20 protein-coding genes and 4 tRNA genes are annotated in these 23,113 nt (G+C 54.1%); 18 read left to right on the top strand and 6 right to left on the bottom strand.

The window, feature by feature from the left end; translation table 11 throughout:
* From rffA to I6L74_RS07670, 10 genes are all read left to right on the top strand, one after another.
* Positions 1-1,131: a dTDP-4-amino-4,6-dideoxygalactose transaminase gene (gene rffA, locus I6L74_RS07715; protein WP_059180742.1), complete on the top strand. Its 1,131-nt coding sequence runs from the start codon at positions 1-3 to the stop codon at positions 1,129-1,131.
* A 1-nt stretch (position 1,132) separates the two neighbouring features.
* Positions 1,133-2,386 (top strand): lipid III flippase WzxE, encoded by a 1,254-nt coding sequence (gene wzxE, locus I6L74_RS07710; RefSeq protein WP_059180741.1) that lies wholly within the window; start codon positions 1,133-1,135, stop codon positions 2,384-2,386.
* The gene (locus tag I6L74_RS07705; RefSeq protein ID WP_059180740.1) at positions 2,383-3,462 is read left to right on the top strand and encodes a TDP-N-acetylfucosamine:lipid II N-acetylfucosaminyltransferase; all 1,080 of its coding nucleotides are present in this window, start codon (positions 2,383-2,385) and stop codon (positions 3,460-3,462) included. The genes wzxE and I6L74_RS07705 overlap by 4 nt, the downstream gene beginning before the upstream one ends.
* Positions 3,459-4,808 carry an ECA oligosaccharide polymerase gene (wzyE, locus tag I6L74_RS07700; protein WP_059180739.1) on the top strand — a complete coding sequence of 450 codons (1,350 nt, stop codon included), beginning with the start codon at positions 3,459-3,461 and terminating at the stop codon, positions 4,806-4,808. Before I6L74_RS07705 ends, wzyE begins: the two co-directional genes overlap by 4 nt.
* Positions 4,809-4,820: 12 nt before the next feature.
* Positions 4,821-5,564 (top strand): lipopolysaccharide N-acetylmannosaminouronosyltransferase, encoded by a 744-nt coding sequence (gene wecG, locus I6L74_RS07695; protein ID WP_059180738.1) that lies wholly within the window; start codon positions 4,821-4,823, stop codon positions 5,562-5,564.
* A 264-nt stretch (positions 5,565-5,828) separates the two neighbouring features.
* Positions 5,829-7,193 carry a bifunctional threonine/serine APC transporter ThrP gene (gene thrP / locus I6L74_RS07690; RefSeq protein WP_059180737.1) on the top strand — a complete coding sequence of 455 codons (1,365 nt, stop codon included), beginning with the start codon at positions 5,829-5,831 and terminating at the stop codon, positions 7,191-7,193.
* 123 nt (positions 7,194-7,316) lie between these two features.
* Positions 7,317-7,393: transfer RNA gene (locus I6L74_RS07685), tRNA-Arg, on the top strand.
* 66 nt (positions 7,394-7,459) lie between these two features.
* Positions 7,460-7,535, top strand: a tRNA-His gene (locus I6L74_RS07680).
* Positions 7,536-7,554: 19 nt separating this feature from the next.
* A tRNA-Leu gene (locus tag I6L74_RS07675) sits at positions 7,555-7,641 on the top strand.
* Positions 7,642-7,683: 42 nt separating this feature from the next.
* A tRNA-Pro gene (locus I6L74_RS07670) sits at positions 7,684-7,760 on the top strand.
* Between the two features lie 503 nt (positions 7,761-8,263).
* On the opposite strand, the gene I6L74_RS07665 is transcribed toward I6L74_RS07670, so the two are convergent.
* From I6L74_RS07665 to hemC, 5 genes are all read right to left on the bottom strand, one after another.
* On the bottom strand, positions 8,264-9,472 hold the full coding sequence (locus I6L74_RS07665; protein ID WP_059180736.1) for an MFS transporter: 1,209 nt from the start codon (positions 9,470-9,472) through the stop codon (positions 8,264-8,266).
* A 191-nt stretch (positions 9,473-9,663) separates the two neighbouring features.
* Positions 9,664-10,863, bottom strand: coding sequence for a protoheme IX biogenesis protein HemY (gene hemY, locus I6L74_RS07660; RefSeq protein ID WP_059180735.1), 1,200 nt, complete (start codon positions 10,861-10,863; stop codon positions 9,664-9,666).
* Between the two features lie 2 nt (positions 10,864-10,865).
* Positions 10,866-12,047 carry a uroporphyrinogen-III C-methyltransferase gene (hemX, locus tag I6L74_RS07655; RefSeq protein WP_059180734.1) on the bottom strand — a complete coding sequence of 394 codons (1,182 nt, stop codon included), beginning with the start codon at positions 12,045-12,047 and terminating at the stop codon, positions 10,866-10,868.
* Positions 12,048-12,068: 21 nt separating this feature from the next.
* Positions 12,069-12,809, bottom strand: a complete 741-nt coding sequence (gene hemD, locus I6L74_RS07650) for a uroporphyrinogen-III synthase (protein WP_059180733.1) — start codon at positions 12,807-12,809, stop codon at positions 12,069-12,071.
* A complete protein-coding gene (gene hemC, locus I6L74_RS07645; RefSeq protein WP_059180732.1) occupies positions 12,806-13,747 on the bottom strand; it encodes a hydroxymethylbilane synthase in 942 nt (313 codons plus the stop codon). The genes hemD and hemC overlap by 4 nt, the downstream gene beginning before the upstream one ends.
* A 347-nt stretch (positions 13,748-14,094) precedes the next feature.
* On the opposite strand from hemC, the gene cyaA reads away from it, so the two are divergent.
* Entirely contained in the window at positions 14,095-16,638 is a 2,544-nt protein-coding gene (cyaA, locus tag I6L74_RS07640) for a class I adenylate cyclase (protein ID WP_059180731.1), read from the top strand.
* Positions 16,639-16,710: 72 nt separating this feature from the next.
* On the opposite strand, the gene cyaY is transcribed toward cyaA, so the two are convergent.
* The gene (cyaY, locus tag I6L74_RS07635; RefSeq protein ID WP_059180730.1) at positions 16,711-17,034 is read right to left on the bottom strand and encodes an iron donor protein CyaY; all 324 of its coding nucleotides are present in this window, start codon (positions 17,032-17,034) and stop codon (positions 16,711-16,713) included.
* A 137-nt stretch (positions 17,035-17,171) separates the two neighbouring features.
* Here cyaY and lptM point away from each other — a divergent pair, with 137 nt between their 5' ends.
* The 7 genes from lptM to ysgD all read left to right on the top strand — a co-directional run bounded on the left by lptM (position 17,172) and on the right by ysgD (position 23,001).
* Positions 17,172-17,375 carry an LPS translocon maturation chaperone LptM gene (lptM, locus tag I6L74_RS07630; protein WP_059180729.1) on the top strand — a complete coding sequence of 68 codons (204 nt, stop codon included), beginning with the start codon at positions 17,172-17,174 and terminating at the stop codon, positions 17,373-17,375.
* A 35-nt stretch (positions 17,376-17,410) separates the two neighbouring features.
* Positions 17,411-18,235 carry a diaminopimelate epimerase gene (gene dapF / locus I6L74_RS07625; RefSeq protein WP_059180728.1) on the top strand — a complete coding sequence of 275 codons (825 nt, stop codon included), beginning with the start codon at positions 17,411-17,413 and terminating at the stop codon, positions 18,233-18,235.
* On the top strand, positions 18,232-18,939 hold the full coding sequence (locus I6L74_RS07620) for a DUF484 domain-containing protein (RefSeq protein WP_015960942.1): 708 nt from the start codon (positions 18,232-18,234) through the stop codon (positions 18,937-18,939). The genes dapF and I6L74_RS07620 overlap by 4 nt, the downstream gene beginning before the upstream one ends.
* Positions 18,936-19,838, top strand: coding sequence for a tyrosine recombinase XerC (gene xerC, locus I6L74_RS07615; RefSeq protein WP_059180727.1), 903 nt, complete (start codon positions 18,936-18,938; stop codon positions 19,836-19,838). The genes I6L74_RS07620 and xerC overlap by 4 nt, the downstream gene beginning before the upstream one ends.
* Positions 19,838-20,554: a 5-amino-6-(5-phospho-D-ribitylamino)uracil phosphatase YigB gene (yigB, locus tag I6L74_RS07610; protein ID WP_059180726.1), complete on the top strand. Its 717-nt coding sequence runs from the start codon at positions 19,838-19,840 to the stop codon at positions 20,552-20,554. The genes xerC and yigB overlap by 1 nt, the downstream gene beginning before the upstream one ends.
* A 78-nt stretch (positions 20,555-20,632) precedes the next feature.
* Positions 20,633-22,795 carry a DNA helicase II gene (gene uvrD / locus I6L74_RS07605; RefSeq protein WP_059180725.1) on the top strand — a complete coding sequence of 721 codons (2,163 nt, stop codon included), beginning with the start codon at positions 20,633-20,635 and terminating at the stop codon, positions 22,793-22,795.
* Positions 22,796-22,944: 149 nt separating this feature from the next.
* Entirely contained in the window at positions 22,945-23,001 is a 57-nt protein-coding gene (gene ysgD / locus I6L74_RS21620) for a YsgD/CorL family protein (protein ID WP_353889132.1), read from the top strand.
* Positions 23,002-23,113: the final 112 nt, after the last annotated feature.

Raw genomic sequence — 23,113 nt, 5'->3', positions numbered from 1 at the left:
ATGATTCCATTTAACGCACCTCCCGTTGTGGGAACCGAACTCGACTATATGCAGTCTGCCATGGGCAGCGGTAAGCTTTGCGGAGACGGCGGTTATACCCGTCGCTGCCAGCAGTGGATGGAGCAGCGTTTCCACAGCGCGAAGGTGCTGCTGACGCCATCCTGCACGGCATCACTGGAGATGGCCGCGCTGCTGCTGGACATCCAGCCCGGCGACGAAGTCATCATGCCAAGCTACACCTTCGTTTCCACTGCGAATGCCTTTGTGCTGCGCGGGGCGAAAATCGTGTTTGTTGATGTCCGTCCGGATACGATGAACATTGACGAAACCCTGATTGAAGCAGCCATAACTGACAAAACGCGGGCGATTGTTCCGGTTCATTACGCGGGTGTAGCGTGTGAGATGGATACCATTATGGCCCTCGCTAAAAAACACGATCTCTTTGTGGTAGAAGATGCCGCACAGGGCGTGATGTCGACCTACAAAGGCCGTGCGCTGGGGACGATTGGTCACATCGGGTGCTTTAGCTTCCATGAAACCAAAAACTATACCGCGGGCGGTGAAGGCGGAGCGACGCTGATTAACGATCGTTCGCTGGTGGAGCGGGCAGAAGTGATTCGCGAAAAAGGCACCAACCGCAGCCAGTTTTTCCGTGGCCAGGTCGATAAATATACCTGGCGCGACATCGGCTCCAGCTATTTGATGGCCGATCTGCAGGCCGCATTCCTGTGGGCGCAGCTCGAAGCCGCCGAGCGTATCAATCAGCAGCGTTTGTCCCTGTGGCAAACCTATTACGACGCTTTGGCGCCGCTGGCGAAAAAAGGGCGGATTGAACTGCCGACGATCCCAGCAGATTGCGTACACAATGCCCACATGTTTTACATCAAACTGCGCGATAACGACGATCGTAGCGATTTGATTGCCTATCTGAAAGAAGCCGAAATTATGGCGGTGTTCCATTACATCCCGCTTCACTCCAGCCCGGCAGGAGAAACGTTCGGTCGATTTGCCGGTGAAGACCGCTACACCACCAAAGAAAGTGAGCGTTTGCTTCGTCTGCCGCTGTTCTACAATCTCGCGCCCGTCAATCAGCGCACGGTGATTAATACGCTCCTGAGCTATTTCCACTGATATGTCTCTGGCGAAAGCATCGGTGTGGACCGCCGCGTCCACGCTCGTAAAGATTGGCACCGGGCTGTTAGTGGTTAAACTTCTGGCCGTCTCGTACGGCCCTTCAGGCGTTGGACAGGCCGGTAATTTCCGCCAGCTTGTGACCGTGCTTGGGGTTCTCGCAGGTGCCGGTATTTTCAACGGCGTGACCAAATATGTTGCACAGTATCATGACGACGACGCCGCATCGCTTCGCAAGGTGGTTGGCACGTCGTCCGCGATGGTATTGGGCTTCTCGACCCTGCTGGCGGTTGTATTTCTTCTTGCGGCGGCCCCCATCAGTCAGGGGCTTTTCGGCAACACGCATTATCAGGGCCTGGTGCGCCTGGTTGCGCTCGTGCAGATGGGCATTGCCTGGGCCAACCTGCTGTTAGCCTTGATGAAAGGTTTTCGTGATGCGGCCGGGAACGCGCTGGCGCTGATTGCGGGCAGCCTTATCGGCGTTATTGCCTATTACTTTTGCTATCGTCTGGGCGGCTACGAAGGCGCACTGCTTGGCCTGGCGCTGGTTCCCGCGCTGGTCGTGATCCCCGCTGCGTTAATGTTAATGCGCAGACGCACGATTCCGCTTAGCTATCTCAAACCGCAGTGGGACAAAATTCTGGCAGGGCAATTGGGGAAATTTACCCTAATGGCACTCATCACGTCCGTTACATTGCCCGTGGCGTACGTGATGATGCGTAACCTGCTGGCGGCGCACTACAGCTGGGATGAAGTGGGGATCTGGCAAGGTGTGAGCAGTATTTCTGACGCGTATCTTCAGTTTATCACCGCGTCATTTAGCGTTTATTTACTGCCGACCTTGTCGCGTCTGGTGTCAAAAAAGGACATTACGCGCGAGATTGGCCGCTCTCTGCGTTTTGTACTTCCCGCTGTGGCCGCCGCGAGTTTGACCGTCTGGTTGCTGCGAGATGTGGCGATCTGGCTGCTGTTCTCGGCGAAATTTACCGCGATGCGCGATCTGTTTGCCTGGCAACTGGTGGGCGATGTACTGAAAGTGGGTGCTTACGTTTTTGGCTATCTGGTGATTGCTAAAGCGTCGCTGCGATTGTACATCCTGGCGGAAATCAGCCAGTTTGCGCTCTTAACCGCTTTCTCTCTTTGGCTGATCCCTGCGCACGGCGCCCTGGGGGCGTCACAGGCCTATATGGCAACTTACATCGTCTATTTCGCTGCCTGTTGCGGCGTATTTTTACTTTGGCGTAAACGCGCATGACTGCACTGATTCATGTGTTGGGATCGAATATCCCGCACCATAACCAAACCGTTTTGCGGTTCTTCAATGATGAGCTGGCGAGCACGAGCGCCGATGCGCGCGAATTTATGCTCGTTGGCCAGGACAATGGGCTAGGCGACGCTTACCCGGCACTGTCGTTGACCTGCTTTGCGGACAAAGCGACGCTGGCGAAAGCCGTTATCGCCAAAGCAAAAGCTAATCGCGATCGGCGTTTCTTCTTTCACGGGCAGTTCAACACCGGTTTATGGCTGGCGTTGCTGAGCGGCGGTATTAAGCCTGCACAGTTTAGCTGGCATATCTGGGGCGCGGACCTGTATGAAGCGTCGCGCGGCTGGAAATTCCGTCTCTTTTATCCGCTGCGCCGCATGGCCCAGGGACGCGTGGGCTGCGTCTTTGCGACGCGCGGCGATCTGAATTATTTTGCGAAGCAGCATCCGAATGTCCGTGGGGAGTTACTCTATTTTCCGACACGTATGGATCCTGCGCTGAATGGGATGGCAATCGACGCCCAGCGCGAAGGTAAACTCACCGTCCTGGTGGGCAATTCGGGCGATCGCAGCAACGACCATATTGCGGCACTGAAAGCGGTGCACCAGCAGTTTGGCGATACGGTAAACGTTATCGTCCCCATGGGCTATCCTGCTAATAACGACGCGTACATTGACGAGGTACGACAGAGTGGTCTGGCGTTGTTCAGCGCCGAGAATCTGCAGATTCTCAGCGATAAGCTGGCGTTTGACGAGTACCTGGCTTTGCTGCGTCGATGCGATCTCGGTTACTTCATCTTTGCGCGCCAGCAGGGGATTGGAACGCTGTGTCTGCTGATTCAGGCCGGCATTCCGTGCGTCCTCAATCGTGAAAATCCGTTCTGGCAGGATATGGCGGAGCAGAATATTCCCGTCCTGTTTACGACAGATGAATTGAATGAAAACGTGGTGCGTGAAGCGCAACGTCAACTGGCGCTGGTGGACAAAAATGCCATCGACTTTTTCAGCCCTAACTATCTCACGCCGTGGCACCAGGCGCTGCGAATTGCTGCGGGAGACAACGCATGAGCCAGTTGCAATTTAGCGGCTTGTTGGTGATTTGGCTTCTGAGCTCGCTGTTTATCGCGACATTGACCTGGTTTGAATTCCGCCGCGTGCGCTTTAACTTTAACGTCTTCTTTTCTCTTTTGTTTTTACTGACTTTTTTCTTCGGTTTCCCGCTAACCAGTATCCTGGTGTTTCGTTTTGATGTGGGCGTCGCGCCGCCCGAAATTCTGATGCAGGCGTTGTTATCGGCAACCTGTTTCTACGCGGTTTATTACGTGACCTATAAAACGCGCTTACGCCCGGTAAACCACGCCCCGCGTCGCCCGTTGTTCACCATGAATCGGGTGGAAACGCACCTGACATGGGTGATGCTGATGATTATCGCGCTGGTTAGCGTCGGTATCTTCTTTATGCATAACGGCTTTTTGCTGTTTAAGCTGCATTCTTATAGCCAGATTTTCTCTGCAGAAGTGTCGGGTGTAGCGCTTAAGCGCTTCTTCTACTTCTTCATTCCGGCAATGCTGGTGGTCTATTTTCTGCGTCAGGACAGCAAGGCGTGGCTGTTTTTCCTGGTCAGCACCGTGGCGTTTGGCATGCTCACCTACATGATTGTCGGCGGCACACGCGCAAACATTATCATCGCTTTCGCCATCTTCCTGTTTATCGGTATCCTTCGCGGCTGGATTTCCCTGTGGATGCTGGTCGCGGCAGGCGTGTTTGGTATTGTCGGTATGTTCTGGCTCGCGCTGAAACGCTATAGCCTGGACGTGAGCGGTGACGAAGCGTTTTATACTTTCCTGTACCTCACCCGCGACACCTTCTCGCCGTGGGAAAACCTGGCGTTGCTGCTGCAAAACTACGACAAAATCGAATTTCAGGGGCTGGCGCCGATCGTGCGCGATTTCTACGTCTTTATCCCCACCTGGCTATGGCCAGACCGACCAGGAATTGTGCTGAACACGGCGAATTATTTCACCTGGGAAGTACTGAACAACCATTCTGGGTTGGCAATTTCGCCAACGTTAATCGGCTCACTGGTCGTTATGGGGGGCGTTTGGTTTATTCTGCCCGGCGCGGTGGCGGTGGGTTTAATCATCAAATGGTTTGACTGGCTATACGTCCGTGGGAACGAGGAGACGAATCGCTATAAGGCGGCGATTTTGCACAGTTTCTGCTTTGGTGCCATTTTCAATATGATCGTATTGGCGCGTGAAGGGCTGGATTCGTTCGTCTCGCGCGTGGTGTTCTTCATGGTGGTTTTTGGTGTCTGCCTGCTCCTGGCGAAGCTGTTGTACTGGCTGTTTGATGTTGCTGGCCTGGTTCACAAACGCGAGCTGCGGGCTGCCAGGACGCTTTCCCAAGTCTGAGTAAGGATAATAATGACTGACAATACTTCTGCGCCAGTGTACGCGCTGCGCGGCCTGCAACTCATTGGCTGGCGTGATATGCAGCATGCGCTGGATTTTTTATGCGCTGCTGATGGACAGATAAAATCCGGTACGCTGGTGGCGATTAACGCGGAGAAGATGCTGGCCATTGAGGATAACGCTGAAGTGAAAGACCTCATTGATGCGGCAGAATTCAAATATGCCGATGGCATCAGCGTTGTGCGCTCTATTCGTAAGAAATTCCCTGAGGCGCGTGTTTCACGCGTGGCGGGCGCGGATCTGTGGGAAGCCTTAATGGCGCGTGCCGGGGCTGCCAATACGCCAGTATTTCTTATCGGTGGCAAGCCAGAAATTCTTTCACAAACAGAGCAGAAACTGCGTACGCAGTGGAACGTGAATATCGTGGGAAGTCAGGACGGCTACTTCAAACCGGAAGATCGTCAGGCGCTTTTTGAACGCGTCCGTGACAGCGGTGCAAAGATTGTGACCGTTGCGATGGGCTCCCCGCGTCAGGAGATTCTGATGCGCGACTGCCGACTGATTTGCCCTGATGCGCTCTATATGGGCGTGGGCGGCACGTACGATGTCTTTACCGGTCATGTAAAACGTGCACCGAAAGTGTGGCAAAATTTAGGGCTTGAGTGGCTGTATCGTCTGCTTTCTCAGCCAAGTCGCATCACGCGACAGATTAAACTCCTGCGGTACCTCGCCTGGCATTACACCGGCAAAATGTAATCAAAATGTAGCGCGATATGCTGTTCGCGCTGCAACTCCCCTGCAAAACTGCTGCGTTTGTGTGCAATGCATTCATTTATTTAATGCATCGTTTGCCATTTGGCAGAATTTAAGAAACCATTCTCACCCTCATCGCAGTGCCATGGTGTTTTTGCGCCAACCGTTAATCATGACGGTCGGTGCAGCATGGCCTGTTATGGCGAAATCTTTACCCATAACAATAACCGGCGTAGGCCCGGAAGAAGCAAACACAACCGAGGATTTATGGCAGAGAAAAAACCTGAGCTACAGCGTGGGCTGGAAGCTCGACACATTGAATTGATAGCGCTTGGCGGCACCATCGGCGTTGGCCTGTTTATGGGCTCCGCCAGTACGCTGAAATGGGCGGGTCCGTCCGTTTTGCTGGCATATATTGTCGCCGGGTTATTCGTCTTCTTTATCATGCGCTCGATGGGTGAAATGCTGTTCCTTGAGCCAGTTGCCGGGTCATTTGCCGTCTACGCGCACCGCTACATGAGTCCCTTCTTTGGCTATCTCACGGCCTGGTCCTACTGGTTTATGTGGATGGTGGTGGGGATATCAGAAATTACCGCGATAGGGGTTTACGTCCAGTTCTGGTTCCCGGATATGGTGCAGTGGATACCCGCCTTGATAGCCGTGGGGTTGGTGGCATTAGCTAACCTCGCTGCCGTGCGTTTGTACGGCGAAATTGAGTTCTGGTTTGCAATGATCAAGGTCACCACCATTATCGTGATGATTGTCGTGGGTCTGGGCGTGATTTTCTTTGGCTTTGGTAACGGCGGTCAGGCGATTGGTTTCGGGAATCTGACCGAGCACGGCGGCTTCTTTGCCGGCGGCTGGAAAGGTTTTCTGACGGCGCTCTGCATTGTGGTCGCATCTTATCAGGGCGTAGAGCTGATTGGGATCACCGCGGGTGAAGCGAAAAACCCACAGGTCACGCTGCGCAGCGCAGTGGGTAAGGTGCTGTGGCGTATCCTGATTTTCTATGTGGGCGCGATTTTCGTTATCGTAACGATCTTCCCGTGGAACCAAATTGGCACTACCGGCAGCCCGTTCGTGCTCACCTTCGCTAAAATTGGCATCACTGCAGCAGCGGGGATCATTAACTTTGTGGTGCTGACCGCAGCGCTATCCGGCTGTAACAGCGGAATGTACAGCTGCGGGCGTATGCTCTACGCATTAGCCAACAATCGTCAGTTGCCGGCAGCCGTTGGAAAAGTCTCCCGTTCAGGCGTACCGGTTGCGGGCGTGGCTATTTCCATTGGCATTCTGCTGGTCGGGTCGTGCCTGAACTACATTATTCCGAATCCGCAGCGCGTGTTTGTTTACGTCTATAGCGCAAGCGTGCTGCCGGGCATGGTCCCGTGGTTCGTTATCTTGATCAGTCAGCTGCGTTTTCGCCAGGCGCATAAAGAAGCGATTGCCAGCCATCCGTTCCGCTCCATTATGTTCCCGTGGGCTAACTATTTGACGATGGCATTTCTGATTTGTGTTTTGATTGGCATGTATTTCAATGAAGACACTCGCATGTCGCTGTTTGTCGGCATGATCTTTATGGCTGCAGTGTCGGTCGGATACAAGATTTTTGGCCTGAGTCGGCACGCTTAACGCTAAAAAGTAGAGTTAGAAACAGCAAAATGCGCAAAGCATAACCAAACGCGCATTTATTTTGAAAAAGCACTAGACAGCAGGCCGAGACCTCCGTAATATCCAGCCCCGCAACGGCGCTAAGCGCCCGTAGCTCAGCTGGATAGAGCGCTGCCCTCCGGAGGCAGAGGTCTCAGGTTCGAATCCTGTCGGGCGCACCATTTACCCGGTGCTGGAGCTGCGGTGGTCTGTTAAGTAGACAGAACCGCGTGAAAGAATAAGTTGTGGTGGCTATAGCTCAGTTGGTAGAGCCCTGGATTGTGATTCCAGTTGTCGTGGGTTCGAGTCCCATTAGCCACCCCATTATTATAAGTTGTGACATGCGACGGTGGCGGAATTGGTAGACGCGCTAGCTTCAGGTGTTAGTGTCTTAACGGACGTGGGGGTTCAAGTCCCCCCCCTCGCACCACGACTTAAAGAGTTGAACTAGAAATTCAAAAAAGCAGTATTTCGGCGAGTAGCGCAGCTTGGTAGCGCAACTGGTTTGGGACCAGTGGGTCGGAGGTTCGAATCCTCTCTCGCCGACCAATTTTGAACCCCGCTTCGGCGGGGTTTTTTGTTTTCTGCGATTCCTTCATCTGTAGTCATTTCCCGACAACGCCATCGCGGTTTGTCGCAATTCAGAGACATATAGTTATCTGATTTTTAAGGTAATTTTAATAACTGGATTATAGTGTCTCTGCCAGGAGACACCTGGGGCAGCTTTGCGCTCTCACTTTCAGTATCTATTCACTCCAAAAAGAAAAAACTCCTTAATTCTTAAAATGTTGCAAAGCGAATAAGTTATGGATGCAACCCTGGCACGTAACATGCAATAATATACGCGTAGATGCTCATTCCACCTCTTATGTTCGCCTTAGTGCCTCATAAACTCAGGAATGACGCAGAGCCATTTACGGTGCTTATCGTCCACCGACAGATGTCGCTTCGGCCTCATCAAACACCATGGACACAACGTTGAGTGAAGCACCAAATATGTTGTCGAATAGATCTGTTTAACGCCTGCTTTTTAGCAGGCGTTTTTTTATGGATTATTCCCGGTAACGCGCCATCACTGCTGCCACCATTATTAACGCGCTGGCGGACACGATATACAACGCCTGACCGGCCCCAAGCGTTGCAGCAAGCACTGCTGCAAAACAGGTGAACACGGACGCACTAAGAGTTTGCCACCGCCATGCTTTACCGCTCGCGGCTGAAACCTGTCGCGTCTCAAAATGACTCAATACCCCATAGGTTCCGGCTGCAAACACAATGTTTGAGACCAAATGAGCGACAAAAATCATCCCCAGGGCCGCTGTCTGGACTCCCGCACAAAGCGGAATCAGCCCATAAGCCAGTAAAAAGAGGCTCAGGCAGGTTAGCAAAGGACGATTGCGATTTGCGTAGCGCGGAAGGCTGTCTCTATTCAACAGCATCGGTCCGCACAGTTGGCCGAGGCTACGGGCAAACAGCAAAGGGAGTGCCAGCCCCGCTGCGTTGGTCGGGTGGATTTGCTGCGCTAGCGCGGGAAGCAGTGCCATCGCGGGCGCCCCCACGGCTGCCAGAGCCGGAAGAAGCAGGAGGCTGCGTTTCTGTTGCACAGAGAGTCTCTTCCAGTGCAACGGTTCTGACGTCGTGGTTTTTGCAGGACCTGCCGCCCTTAACGTCAGCGCGCTTCCAGCCAGCGATAACATCACGAGAGAACCGATAAAGCTGGCGGCGTCTATGGCCAACAGCGTCAGTACCGGCAGATAGTCAAACAGCACAATCCCCAACCCCATTCCTAACAGCACTTGCGAAGCAAAAATCACATTTTCCAGACAGGTGGCGGCAGGGAGTTCGTCTGCGGTTAAAGCTCGCTTAAACAGCAGAGTGAGGGCAGGCCAGCTCATCCCGGTAAGCAGAGTTTCCGTTGACTGAACGGCTAATAACGCCGTGACGCTGTGATAATGAATGCCCAGCAGGGGAAAGAGCAGAGCCGTTAGGCCTAAAAGCTCCGTCAGTATCAACAGATGAACAGGTGAGTAAAACCGGCAGAGTTTTTCCCCTATCAGGCTGCCAATAAATCCCGGTAAGGTCGCGAAAAGATAAGCGACTGTGAGCAATGAGGCGGGGGCTTTCCAGCTCAACAGCAAGCCAAAGATAACGACCTGCGTTAAGCCATTCCCCAGAGAGGTAAAGACGAACGCACAGGCTAGCATGCGAAGCCAACGATGGCGTCGCAGCGCTTCAAAGAGCGCATACAAAAGGGTGTTCATAAAACGGTCCTTTCAAGAACGATTTGTTCCACGCAGCAAAATGCGCGTGTATGAAAAAAAGGTTAATGAAAAGACATCGTTACATTGGCGGGAGAGTTCTCTAATGACGTTGCTAAGAATGTAGCAGGAGAAAGGGAATAAAAAAAGGAGGCCGTTTGGCCTCCCTTTTGATGTTTACACATGATGGATGCTTAAACCTCACTGCCGTTATTTTGCAACGTGAGCAGCAGGCCATCACGACGCATCGCTGCGGCTTCTTCTGGCTTGTGCTGTTTGTCCAGCGAGTCGGCAAGCCATGCATAATCAAACGCATCCGGGCGCTGTTTTAACGCAGCGCGGAAGGCGAGGCTCGCCTCCTGCCATTCGCCGTGCTTCATCAGCGACTGACCCAGCGTACTCCATAGCAGCGGACGATCGCCTACCGTCTTGATCTGCTGGCGTAACATTTTTTCCATCTGCTCAGGATTATTGGTCTTGAGACGCGGGATCACCATCACCAGACGATCGTCATACTGACGCTTCAGACCATCAAGAATGATCTCCTGCGCGGTGTCATGATCGTCACATTCGATGAGATGTTCAGCCATCGCCACCTGCAATGGAACTTGCTGGCGCGTCTTACGGCTCTGATTTTTCCACCAGGTTTTCAGACCGTCGCTACCCAGATCGGCACGCGCCTGATCCATCAGGCCAATCCACGCCTGACGTTGCAGTGCATCGCGGTGTTCATCATCGCCCACCTCTGCTTTCGCTATGGAAGGAATAATATCCAGCAATGAACCCCAGGCGCCGGTGCGGATATACGCCTGCTCTGCAAGACGCAATACTTCCGGATGGCGTGGCGTGATTTCCAGCAAACGGTCTACACCGTGACGCGCTGCGTGGTTTTCACCTCGCGCCAGCTGCAGGCGCACGCGTGTGATTTCAACCGGAATCTGGTCGTTAGAAGCCAGTTCGGACGCACGCTCAAGATGCTGATTGGCACGCATTTCATCGCCGCGCTGCTGGGCGGCTTCTGCTGCCAGCAGATAGTTCACCACGGGCTGCTCAGCGTGATCGGCGTTTTTCGACATTAGCTTTTCAACTTGCTGATAATCGCCTTCAGCCAGTTTCAGCAGCGCCTGTTCGGTCTGCTTGCGTGCGCGACGGCGTTTGCGGCCAACAAACCAGCTGCGGGTATGTGCACCCGTGCGGAAAATATGGCGCAGGATCCATTCGATGGCAAAGAGCACCACCATGGTGAGGATCAAGATGATCACCAGCCCCGTGACGCTCGTTTCGATGTTGTAGTTATCGGTCTGGATCAGCACGTAGCCTTGATGGCCTGCCAGCATGGGACCCAAGACGATCCCGCCGATCAACAATAAGAAGAGTAATAAGACTTTTAACATGATTACTCTCCTTGAGGCGCGCTTTCGGGCGCAGGGGCTGCTGCATCTTGCTGTGCGGCAACGCCGGGCTGTGCCAGCAAGTTACGCACGCGGGTTTGCATCAGCTTTTCCAAAATTGGCTGGCTTTCGAGCTGGTCCGGAACGTTCATCGTGATGTTCTGCTGACTCAGCTTATCAACGTCATCCAAAAACGCCGTTGTGGTGGCATCGCTGGTGTCGTAGTAAGCACGGACCCACGTAGACACATTATCCAGCGCCTGTTTGTACGTCTCTTCCTGATGGCGCGGTACGGCCTGCGCGGCGACCAGCAGGCGGGAACGAATGTTTTCGCGCAGATAGACGTCCTGGTTTGGGGCTAACAGCGGCACGGCGGTCTCGTCACGACGGCGGACAGTAATGAAGCTGTCCATAAAGTTCTGCCAGCTTTTTTGCAGGTTGATGCGCCACTCCCTCAGGGAACTCGACAGCTCAGTGCCGTCAGAATCCATCGGGGTGTCGTCGTCGTTGTTATCGGCCAGACGCAGATTATCTATCTGATTCGACAGCTGATTTACTTTGAGAATAATACCGTCGTAATCAACTTGCGAGACGGCACCCAGGCTGGCGATATCTTCGGTAATGGCACGGCGAGCGGTGATAAGACTCGGATCGTTCATGTCAGCCAGGCTGGCGTCCGCGCTCTTCAGCAGCGCAGCAGCAGTGGTGACATCCTGATCGCTCCACAGCTTGCGCCCGGCCAGTTTCACCAGGAAATCCGCCTGCGAAAGCAGCCAGGTTTTGGCATCCGTTCCAGAAATCGTCGCGACTTTTTCTTGAACTTCACCAAGCTGTTTGGTCAGCTCTTCTTGCTTCGTATTCGCTTCGGCAAGCTGCGTTGATTGCTGCTTAATCACGCTTTCCAGCTCGGCTTTCTGCGTTTCTTGCGCTTTTTGCAGGGCCGTTATCTGATTCACCAGCGCATCGCTGGTCGCCGACTGATTTGTCGCCTGTTTCTTCACCACGCCATACAAGCCAACGCCTGCCGCCAGCGCAATGGCGATGGCGATAGCGCTCAGCGCCAGACTGGTTTTGTTATTGCCGTTTTTCTTCTCAACTGTTTTCTCAGTCGTCTCTGGCTGTGGCGCAATCTCCACAGTCTCCTTGGTCTCTTCAACCACGGCGGAGGATTTTTCTTGTTCCGTCATTATGGCTTCCCATTATGAGAGTTATTGTAATGCGCGCAGCAGCGCATCGTTGTCGGCGTTATCAGCGATCCGAATCTCTTGCCAGCCCAATTCCCGGGCCAGGTTCGCCAGACGCTCACTGACGACCAGAAGTCGGCAGCGGAGTAACCAGTTTTCACGATACCATTGTGGAATCAGCGACCAGAGCTGTTGCAGCATTTCGCCGCTGGTGACCACCAGTGTATCAACGCCGCGCTGATGCCAGCGCATTGCCTCTTCTGCCCCATCATAATATTTCGCACAGCGCTGGTAGCACTCGCAGAACGTGACCTCTGCGTTGCGTGCCGTTAAGGTTTCGCCCAATAATTCACGCCCACCGTTTCCGCGAAGAATCAGCGCGCGCTTTCCAGCAACAGTTTGTAATTCAGGTAATTGTAGCAAGACTTCGCTGATTTCCCGATCTAATGGATAGCGAACGTCAATTCCACTGACGGTATGCAATGCCAGAGCGGTGGTACGCCCGATGGCAAAATAGCGCGGTGCAGTCGGCCAGCGTCTGTTTTCTTGCTGCAACTGGGCATGCGCAAACTCCACGGCATGTTGTGACAAAGCGAAAACGAGATCGCCTTCTTGCAGGGCATAAAGCGAGTTGGCGAGCGTGGAAAGCTCGCGACCCGGGGAGAACTCAATCAGCGGAAAGCTCCATGCCACCTGCCCAAGTGTGCGCAGACGGCTCACTAATTGCTCTCCTGCGGGAGACGGGCGGGTGACGAGAATATTCATGCTGGTGGTTCTCCGTTATAAACGTCAGCGAGGATCGCGCGCGCGCCGTTATCAAGCAGCTCTTCGGCCAGTGATACACCCAGCATTTCGGCATCTAGTGGCAAGCCGCGGCGCTCACCGCGCACCATTTGTGAACCGTCAGGTGCGCCCACTAATGCGCGCAGCCAAAGTTCACCGTTAATCAATTCAGCATAGCTGCCAATCGGAACCTGACAGCCGCCTTCAAGACGCATATTCATCGCCCGTTCAGCCTGGACGCGAATGGCGGTTTCCTCGTGATTCAACGGTGAAAGCAGTGCGCGGGTGCGGTCGTCATCGAGACGACATTCAATGCCCACAGCGCCCTGGCCGACAGCAGGCAGGCAAAGCTCTGGTGGCATGGCGACACGAATTCGTGATTCCAGCCCAAGGCGCTTAAGGCCAGCGACCGCCAGAATAATGGCATCATAATCGCCATTATCGAGCTTACCGAGGCGTGTGCCGACGTTTCCGCGCAGAGAGCGGATAACCAAATCGGGGCGGCGTTCAGCCAGCTGACACTGACGGCGTAAACTTGACGTGCCAACCACGCTTCCTTCCGGCAAATCGTCCAGGGAAGCGTAGTGGTTTGAAACGAAAGCATCGCGGGGATCTTCGCGCTCGCAAATTGTCACCAGCCCTAATCCTTCTGGGAATTCGACCGGGACATCCTTCATCGAATGGACAGCGATATCGGCGCGGTTCTCAAGCAGTGCGATTTCCAGCTCTTTGACAAACAAGCCTTTTCCGCCCACTTTTGCCAGTGGCGTATCAAGAATCACATCGCCGCGCGTCACCATCGGTACCAGTTCAACACGCAACCCCTGATGGCAGGCTTCGAGGCGCTGCTTAACATATTGTGCCTGCCAAAGCGCGAGTGGGCTTTGGCGTGTGGCAATTCTCAAAACATTGTCTAACATGCTTGTTACCGTCTTTATCGTCCACCATGCATCCTAACATTGTTGACTCTGGGATGTCAGTTTTACGGTCGATGAAGGGGAGAGGGACTCGGCGGTGCTCTGGCCATCCGCAGCCGTATTAAGGAATTTACACGTTAAGATCGATGCTACACTTGTCTGTAGCGCATCTTTCTTTACGGTCAATCGGCAAGGTGTTAGATTGATCACGTTTTAGACCATTTTTTCGTCTGTGCCACCATAATGATAAGGACGAAAAAGGGTAACGGTTCTTTTTTGAAATACTGCGGGCTCGTAATCTTTCGCTTTATTGAACGGTTGCTACGTCCGGAAACATCAGGCGATATGTCTTGTACCTCTATATTGAGACTCTGAAACAGAGACTGGATGCCATAAATCAATTGCGCGTGGATCGTGCGCTTGCTGCCATGGGACCTGCTTTCCAACAGGTTTACAGTCTGCTGCCAACATTATTGCACTACCACCATCCGCTGATGCCGGGCTACCTTGACGGTAACGTTCCCAGGGGCATCTGCATTTTCACGCCTGATGAAACCCAACAGCATTATCTTAGCGAACTCGAACTTTACCGAGGTATGCCAGCGCAGGAGTCTCCAGAAGGTGAGTTGCCTATTACCGGCATTTACACCATGGGGAGTACCTCATCGGTAGGACAGAGCTGTTCTTCTGATCTGGATATCTGGGTTTGCCATCAATCCTGGCTCGATAACGAAGAGCGTCAGCTGTTGCAGCGTAAATGCAGCCTGCTCGAAAGCTGGGCGGCGTCTCTTGGCGTGGAAGTCAGCTTCTTCCTGATTGATGAAAACCGTTTCCGCCATAATGAAAGTGGCAGTCTGGGTGGTGAAGACTGCGGCTCAACGCAGCACATGTTACTGCTGGATGAATTTTATCGCAGTGCTGTGCGCCTCGCCGGTAAGCGTATTCTTTGGAATATGGTGCCGTGCGAAGAAGAAGAGCATTACGACGATTACGTCATGTCGCTCTATTCGCAGGGTGTGTTAACCCCAAACGAATGGCTGGATTTGGGCGGTTTAAGCTCCCTGTCTGCTGAAGAATACTTTGGCGCAAGCCTGTGGCAGCTCTACAAAAGTATCGATTCACCGTACAAAGCGGTGTTAAAAACGCTGCTGCTTGAGGCATATTCCTGGGAATATCCCACGCCACGCCTGTTGGCAAAAGATATCAAACAGCGTCTGCATGATGGGGAAATTGTCTCCTTCGGGCTTGATGCCTACTGCATGATGCTGGAACGCGTCACTGAATACCTGAAAGCCATCGATGACCACACGCGTCTCGATTTGGTGCGTCGATGTTTCTATCTCAAAGTCTGTGAAAAACTCAGCCGCGAACGCGCATGCGTTGGCTGGCGTCGTGAAGTGGTGAGTCAGCTTGTCAAAGAGTGGGGATGGGACGAAGAACGTCTGTCCATGCTCGATAACCGCGCCAACTGGAAAATCGATCAGGTACGTGAAGCGCACAACGAATTGCTCGATGCGATGATGCAGAGCTACCGTAACCTGATTCGTTTTGCCCGCCGCAATAATCTCAGCGTTTCCGCCAGCCCGCAGGATATCGGTGTTTTGACCCGTAAACTGTACGCAGCGTTTGAAGCGCTGCCTGGCAAAGTCACGCTGGTTAACCCGCAGATTTCACCGGATCTGTCAGAGCTCAATCTGACCTTTATTTATGTCCCGCCAGGTCGCGCGAACCGCACCGGCTGGTATCTCTACAACCGTGCGCCAAGCATGGATTCGATCGTTAGCCATCAGCCGCTGGAATATAACCGCTATCTTAACAAGCTGGTGGCCTGGGCTTGGTTTAACGGCCTGCTGACCTCTCGCACTCGCCTGTTTATTAAGGGCAACGACGTTGTTGATTTAGCCAAGCTGCAGGAGATGGTCGCGGACGTGTCGCATCACTTCCCGCTGCGTCTGCCTGCGCCGACGCCGAAAGCGCTCTACAGCCCGTGTGAAATTCGTCATCTGGCGATTATCGTCAACCTGGAATACGACCCGACGGCGGCGTTCCGCAATCAGGTTGTCCATTTTGATTTCCGCAAGCTGGATGTCTTCAGCTTTGGCGAGCAGCAAAATTGCCTGATTGGTAGCGTTGACCTGCTGTATCGCAACTCGTGGAACGAAGTGCGAACCCTGCATTTCAACGGCGAGCAGGCGATGATTGAGGCGTTAAAAACGATTCTCGGGAAGATGCATCAGGATGCCGCGCCGCCAGACAGCGTCGAAGTGTTCTGCTACAGCCAGCATCTGCGGGGCCTGATCCGTACCCGTGTGCAGCAGCTTGTCTCTGAATGTATTGAACTGCGTCTTTCGAGCACCCGTCATGAAACCGGGCGTTTCAAAGCGCTGCGCGTTTCCGGCCAGACCTGGGGCCTGTTCTTCGAACGCCTGAATGTGTCCGTGCAAAAACTGGAAAACGCGATCGAGTTTTATGGTGCCATCTCGCACAACAAGCTGCACAGCCTGTCCGTTCAGGTCGAAACCAATCCAGTCAGTCTGCCGCAGGTGGTGGATGGCTATGCCAGCGAAGGGATTATTCAGTTCTTCTTCGAAGAGGCGGATGATGAATCTGGATTTAATATTTACATTCTGGATGAAACCAACCGTGCAGAGGTTTATCACCACTGCGAAGGGAGCAAAGAAGATTTGGTTCGCGATGTGAGCCGTTTCTATTCGTCATCGCACGATCGCTTTACCTACGGCTCAAGCTTCATCAACTTTAACTTGCCGCAGTTCTATCAGATTGTGAAAGTCGATGGACGTGCGCAGGTCATTCCGTTCCGTAATCAGGTGGTTGCAGCCCCTCCGATGAACCTGGACGAAAACCAGCCGCTGTTACAGCAGTATTTTTCCTGAGTGCGACCCGACCCTCTCCCGTGGGAGAGGGTGCAAACAGTCAAAATCGTCTCTGACAGAAGAAAGTGACTGTTAACCTCGGAAACTGATCGCTTCGCCTGCCTGTTGCGTCGCCGCCTGTTCCAGCAAATCCCAGAACATCTCGCCGCTACGGTCGCAAATCCAGTCGTCCCCTTTCAGATTGAAATGGTAGCCGCCCTGTTTTGTTGCCAGCCACACCTGATGAAGCGGCTCCTGGCGATTAATAATAATTTTGCTGCCGTTCTCGAAGGTTAATGTCAGCACGCCGCCGTTGATCTCACAATCAATATCGCTGTCGCCATCCCAGTCGTCCAGACGCGCTTCGATGGTCTGCCACAAGTTATCGGCAAGGCGATGAAATTCACTGTCATTCATGGTTTTGTTCCTGTTTTTCGTGATGGCGGGAGTATAACGCTAAATAAATCCCGTTGCAGGAAAGCGGCAAACTCTTGCTTTTGTGTCTTCTCCTGCGATGATAGAAACAGAAAGCATGAACTTACGGGCCACCACTAATGAAAAACGTTTTTCGAACGCTTGCCGTTCTCGTCACTCTGTTTAGCCTGACCGGCTGTGGACTGAAGGGACCGCTCTATTTCCCGCCTGCGGATAAATCCGCGCCACCGCCGACGAAACCGGTGAACAGTCAGATTGAGTCATCCACGCCTGTGAGCAACGATCGCGGCGATAACGGTGGCCCAAGCCAGGTCAATTACTGAGAACCAGTTTCGGTACCCGCGCAATGGAGTAGATGATGCAGTTCTCTAAAATGCATGGCCTTGGCAACGATTTTATGGTCGTCGACGCGGTAACGCAGAATGTCTTTTTCTCACCCGAGCTGATTCGCCGCCTCGCGGATCGGCATGTGGGCGTCGGTTTTGATCAGCTGCTGGTGGTCGAGCCGCCGTACGATCCGGATCTCGATTTTCACTATCGCATCTTTAATGCGGACGGCAGTGAAGTCTCGCAGTGTGGCAACGGCGCGCGCTGTTTCGCGCGCTTTGTGCGTCTGAAAGGCCTGACTAACAAGCGCGATATCTGCGTTAGCACGGCGAATGGCCGGATGGTGTTAAGCGTCACAGACGATGAGCTGGTGCGCGTGAATATGGGCGAGCCCAACTTCGAGCCATCAGCCGTACCGTTTCGCGCCATCAAAGCGGAAAAGACCTATATTATGCGCGCGTCCGAGCAGACAGTATTGTGCGGCGTCGTCTCAATGGGAAATCCCCACTGCGTGATTCAGGTTGATGATGTTGATATGGCAGCCGTAGAAATCCTCGGCCCCATCATGGAAAGCCACGAGCGCTTTCCGGAGCGGGCGAATATCGGATTTATGCAGGTGATGAAGCGTGAACACATCCGCCTGCGCGTCTATGAGCGCGGCGCTGGCGAAACGCGAGCCTGTGGCAGCGGCGCTTGTGCGGCCGTGGCTGTCGGTATATCGCAAGGTCTACTGGCAGAAGAGGTTCGCGTGGAATTGCCGGGCGGTCGTCTTGATATCGCCTGGAAAGGTCCGGGTCATCCGCTGTTTATGACTGGCCCGGCGGCACATGTTTATGACGGGTTTATCCATCTATGAAACAACCAGGGGAAGAACTGCAGGAAATAATGACGGAACTGGATGACCGGGCTGTTGTTGATTATCTGCTGCGCAATCCTGAGTTTTTTATCCGCAATGCACGCGTGGTTGAACAAATGCGCGTGCCGCATCCCGTGCGCGATACCGTGTCGCTGGTTGAATGGCACATGGCGCGTTCGCGTAAACACATCGATCAGCTCGAAGAAAACATGACCCTGCTGATGGAACAGGCCAGCAATAACGAAAGCCTGTTTTATCGTCTGCTGAACTTGCAGGCGCGGCTGGCGTCGGCGCACAGCCTTGAAGAGTTTCTCAGCCGCTTCCACCGCTGGGCGCGTGAAATAGGCCTGGCGGGGGCGACGATTCGTTTATTCCCCGATCGCTGGCGCATCGGCGCGCCGTCCGGTTTTACGCATCTGGCCTTGAATCGTCAAACGTTTGAACCGCTGCGCATCCAGCGTCTTGGGCACGAGCATCACTATCTTGGGCCGCTGAACGGACCTGAGCTGCTGGTAGTTCTGCCGGAAGCCAAAGCGATTGGCTCAGTGGCGATGTCGCTGATGGGGCGTGAAGGCGATCTGGGCGTGATGTTATTCACCAGCCGCGACGCGCACCATTACGAACAGGGACAGGGCACGCATTTGCTGCAGGAAATCGCCCTGATGCTGCCGGAACTGCTGGAGCGTTGGATTGAGCGCGTATGACGGACGCTCCTCTTAGCCTCTTCGTTGCGCGTTTTCTGCGTTATCTGGGCGTTGAACGCCAGCTCAGCCCAATTACGCTGCTGAACTATCAGCGTCAGCTGGATGCGATAATGCAACTGGCGGAAGAGATCGGCCTCAAAAGCTGGCCGCTTTGCGATGCCGCGACCGTACGCGCGTTTGTTGTGCGCAGTCGTCGTAAAGGTCTGGGTCCGGCGAGCCTGGCGCTACGTCTTTCGGCATTGCGCAGTTTCTTCGACTGGCTGGTAAGCCAGGGCGAACTCAAAGCCAATCCGGCAAAAGGCATATCTACTCCCAAAGCCCCGCGTCATCTGCCGAAAAACATCGACGTTGATGATGTGAATCGCCTGCTTAATATCGATCTTAACGATCCGCTGGCCGTGCGCGATCGCGCCATGCTGGAAGTGATGTACGGCGCGGGATTACGTCTGTCAGAACTGGTGAATTTAGATCTGAAACACCTCGATTTGGATACCGGCGAAGTGTGGGTGATGGGCAAAGGCAGCAAAGAGCGACGCTTGCCGATTGGCCGCAACGCGGTGGCCTGGATTGAACACTGGCTGGATCTGCGTGGGCTGTTTGGTGCAGAGGAAAATGCGCTGTTTCTCTCGAAGCTTGGGAAGCGAATTTCGGCGCGCAACGTACAAAAACGTTTCGCCGAGTGGGGCATTAAGCAGGGGTTAAACAGCCACGTCCATCCGCACAAGCTGCGCCATTCGTTTGCGACGCATATGCTTGAATCCAGCGGTGACCTGCGCGGCGTGCAGGAGCTGCTAGGCCACGCCAATTTATCCACTACCCAAATCTATACCCATCTTGATTTTCAACATCTTGCGTCAGTCTATGACTCGGCGCATCCGCGCGCCAAACGGGGGAAATAATGCGTTTTTACCGCCCATTAGGTCAGATTTCTGCGCTGACTTTTGATCTTGATGACACGCTTTATGACAACCGCCAGGTGATTTTACGCACCGAGCAGGAAGCGCTGGCGTTTGTGCAAAATTACCATCCATCCTTAAAAACACTGCAAAACACCGATTTTCAGCGTTTGCGGCAGGCCTTGCGCGAGACGGAGCCGGACATTTATCACGACGTGACCGAATGGCGTCGTCGTGCAGTGGAACAGGCGATGATCAATGCGGGGCTTACGGCAGCTGAAGCCGCGCTGGGCGCGGAAGCATCCATGGCCAATTTTGCCAAATGGCGCAGCCGAATCGACGTGCCGCAAGAGACGCATGACACGCTGGCGAAACTGGCCGAAAAATGGCCGCTGGTGGCGATCACGAATGGCAACGCCCAGCCAGAGCTGTTTGGGCTTGGCGACTATTTTACCTTCGTCTTCCGCGCGGGTCCGCACGGGCGTTCAAAACCGTTTAGCGATATGTATCATCTGGCGGCAGAAAAATTGGATTTGCCGCTGGGCGAAATCCTGCACGTTGGCGGCGATCTGACGACCGATGTTGCCGGGGCGATCCGCTGCGGCATGCAAGCCTGCTGGATCAAACCCGAAAACGCTGACCTGATGCACACCATCGACAGCCGCCTGTTGCCGCACGTAGAAATTTCGCGGTTGGCATCCCTCACCACGCTGATATAATCACCAGCAGTATTGTATAAATCAACAGTATGTCCGGCAGGCAAAACGCTGCCGGACAGATGACTTCTGGCGGTGCCAATGGACGTTTCTTACCTGCTCGACAGCCTTAATGACAAACAACGTGAAGCGGTCGCCGCGACGCGGACCAATATGCTGGTGCTGGCAGGGGCGGGCAGTGGTAAGACGCGTGTTCTGGTACACCGCATCGCGTGGTTGCAGAGTGTAGAAAACTGCTCGCCGTATTCCATCATGGCCGTGACGTTTACCAACAAAGCGGCGGCGGAGATGCGCCATCGTATTACCCAACTGATGGGCACCAGCCAGGGCGGCATGTGGGTGGGCACGTTCCACGGGCTGGCGCACCGGCTGCTGCGTGCGCACCATATGGACGCGAATCTGCCACAGGATTTCCAGATCCTCGACAGCGAAGACCAGCTGCGATTGCTGAAACGTCTGATTAAGGCGATGAACCTTGACGAGAAGCAATGGCCGCCGCGTCAGGCGATGTGGTACATCAACGGTCAAAAAGACGAAGGGCTGCGCCCGCACCATATTCAAAGCTTTGGCAATCCGGTTGAGCAAACCTGGCAGAAGGTTTACCAGGCCTATCAGGAAGCATGCGATCGCGCGGGTCTGGTGGATTTTGCCGAGCTGCTGCTGCGCGCGCATGAGCTGTGGCTGAACAAGCCGCACATTCTTCAGCATTACCGCGAACGCTTCACCAATATCCTCGTGGATGAGTTCCAGGATACCAACAACATTCAGTACGCGTGGATCCGCATGCTGGCGGGTGACACCGGTAAAGTTATGATCGTGGGCGATGATGACCAGTCGATTTACGGCTGGCGTGGCGCACAGGTCGAAAATATTCAGCGTTTCCTTAATGATTTCCCCGGCGCAGAAACCATTCGTCTGGAGCAAAACTACCGCTCGACGAATAATATTTTGAGCGCCGCCAACGCCCTGATTGAGAACAACAACGGGCGTCTGGGCAAAAAACTGTGGACCGATGGCGTCGACGGCGAACCGATTTCACTCTACTGCGCGTTCAACGAGCTGGATGAAGCCCGTTTTGTAGTCAATCGCATTAAAACCTGGCAGGACAACGGCGGCGCGCTGGAAAAATGCGCCATTCTCTATCGCAGTAACGCCCAGTCGCGCGTGCTCGAAGAGGCGCTGTTGCAGGTCAGCATGCCGTACCGCATTTACGGCGGCATGCGCTTCTTCGAACGCCAGGAGATCAAAGATGCGCTCTCGTATTTGCGCCTGATTGCTAACCGTAACGACGATGCGGCGTTTGAGCGTGTCGTGAATACCCCGACGCGCGGAATCGGCGATCGCACCCTGGACGTGGTGCGTCAGGCTGCCCGTGAGCGCCAGCTCACGCTGTGGCAATCCTGCCGTGAGCTATTGCAGGAAAAAGCGCTAGCCGGGCGCGCAGCCAGCGCGTTACAGCGCTTTATTGAACTGATTGACGCCCTGGCGCAAGAAACCGCCGATATGCCGCTACACGTTCAGACGGACCGCGTGGTGAAGGACTCGGGGCTGCGCATGATGTATGAGCAGGAAAAAGGCGAAAAGGGTCAGACGCGTATCGAGAACTTAGAGGAACTGGTGACGGCAACGCGCCAGTTCAGCTACAACGAAGAAGACGAAGATTTGATGCCGCTGCAGGCGTTCCTCTCCCACGCAGCGCTGGAAGCGGGCGAAGGGCAAGCGGATACCTGGCAGGATGCGGTTCAGCTGATGACGCTGCACTCCGCCAAAGGGCTGGAGTTCCCGCAGGTGTTTATTGTCGGGATGGAGGAGGGGATGTTCCCGAGCCAGATGTCGCTGGATGAGGGCGGACGTCTGGAAGAGGAGCGCCGTCTTGCCTATGTTGGCGTGACGCGTGCAATGGAAAAGCTGACGCTGACCTATGCGGAAACACGTCGTCTGTATGGCAAAGAGGTGTATCACCGTCCGTCACGCTTTATCGGCGAGCTGCCGGAAGCCTGCGTTGAAGAGGTGCGCCTGCGCGCCAGCATCAGCCGTCCGGTTAACCATCAGCGGATGGGAACGCCGATCTCGGAAAATGATACCGGCTACAAGCTGGGTCAGCGCGTCCGCCATTCGAAATTTGGCGAGGGTACCATTGTGAATCTGGAAGGGAGTGGCGAACACAGTCGCCTGCAGGTGGCGTTCCAGGGACAGGGCATCAAATGGCTGGTCGCCGCTTATGCGCGTCTGGAAAATGTGTAACTTTCAGAAAAATATCATTATTTTGTAATACTCTGCTAGCCTTAATAGCTGGCGGCTATTAAAAGGCCTTCAGCGTTTCGCTGCGTGTTGACGCCACTATTACAGCTGGCGTAACATGCGCGCACGATTACGCTAAGAGGACATTCGCCTTGGACACACCCAGTACATACTGGCTCAATTCCCTGTCATCCAGGAACAACTCCTAAGGCTATCTCCTCTTGCTGATGGCCTTAGTGGTTGTCAGCGATCTGTTTTTTCCCGTCGCGCTGAGTCAGGCTGTTTAATGGTCTGAAACCCTTATTGTTTCTGTGTGCCCAC

The organism is Lelliottia amnigena (genome assembly GCF_019047465.1).
Lineage (GTDB): Bacteria > Pseudomonadota > Gammaproteobacteria > Enterobacterales > Enterobacteriaceae > Enterobacter > Enterobacter amnigenus.
Note: the sequence above shows the minus strand (reverse complement) of the source record. Positions and strands in the feature narration are given on the sequence as shown.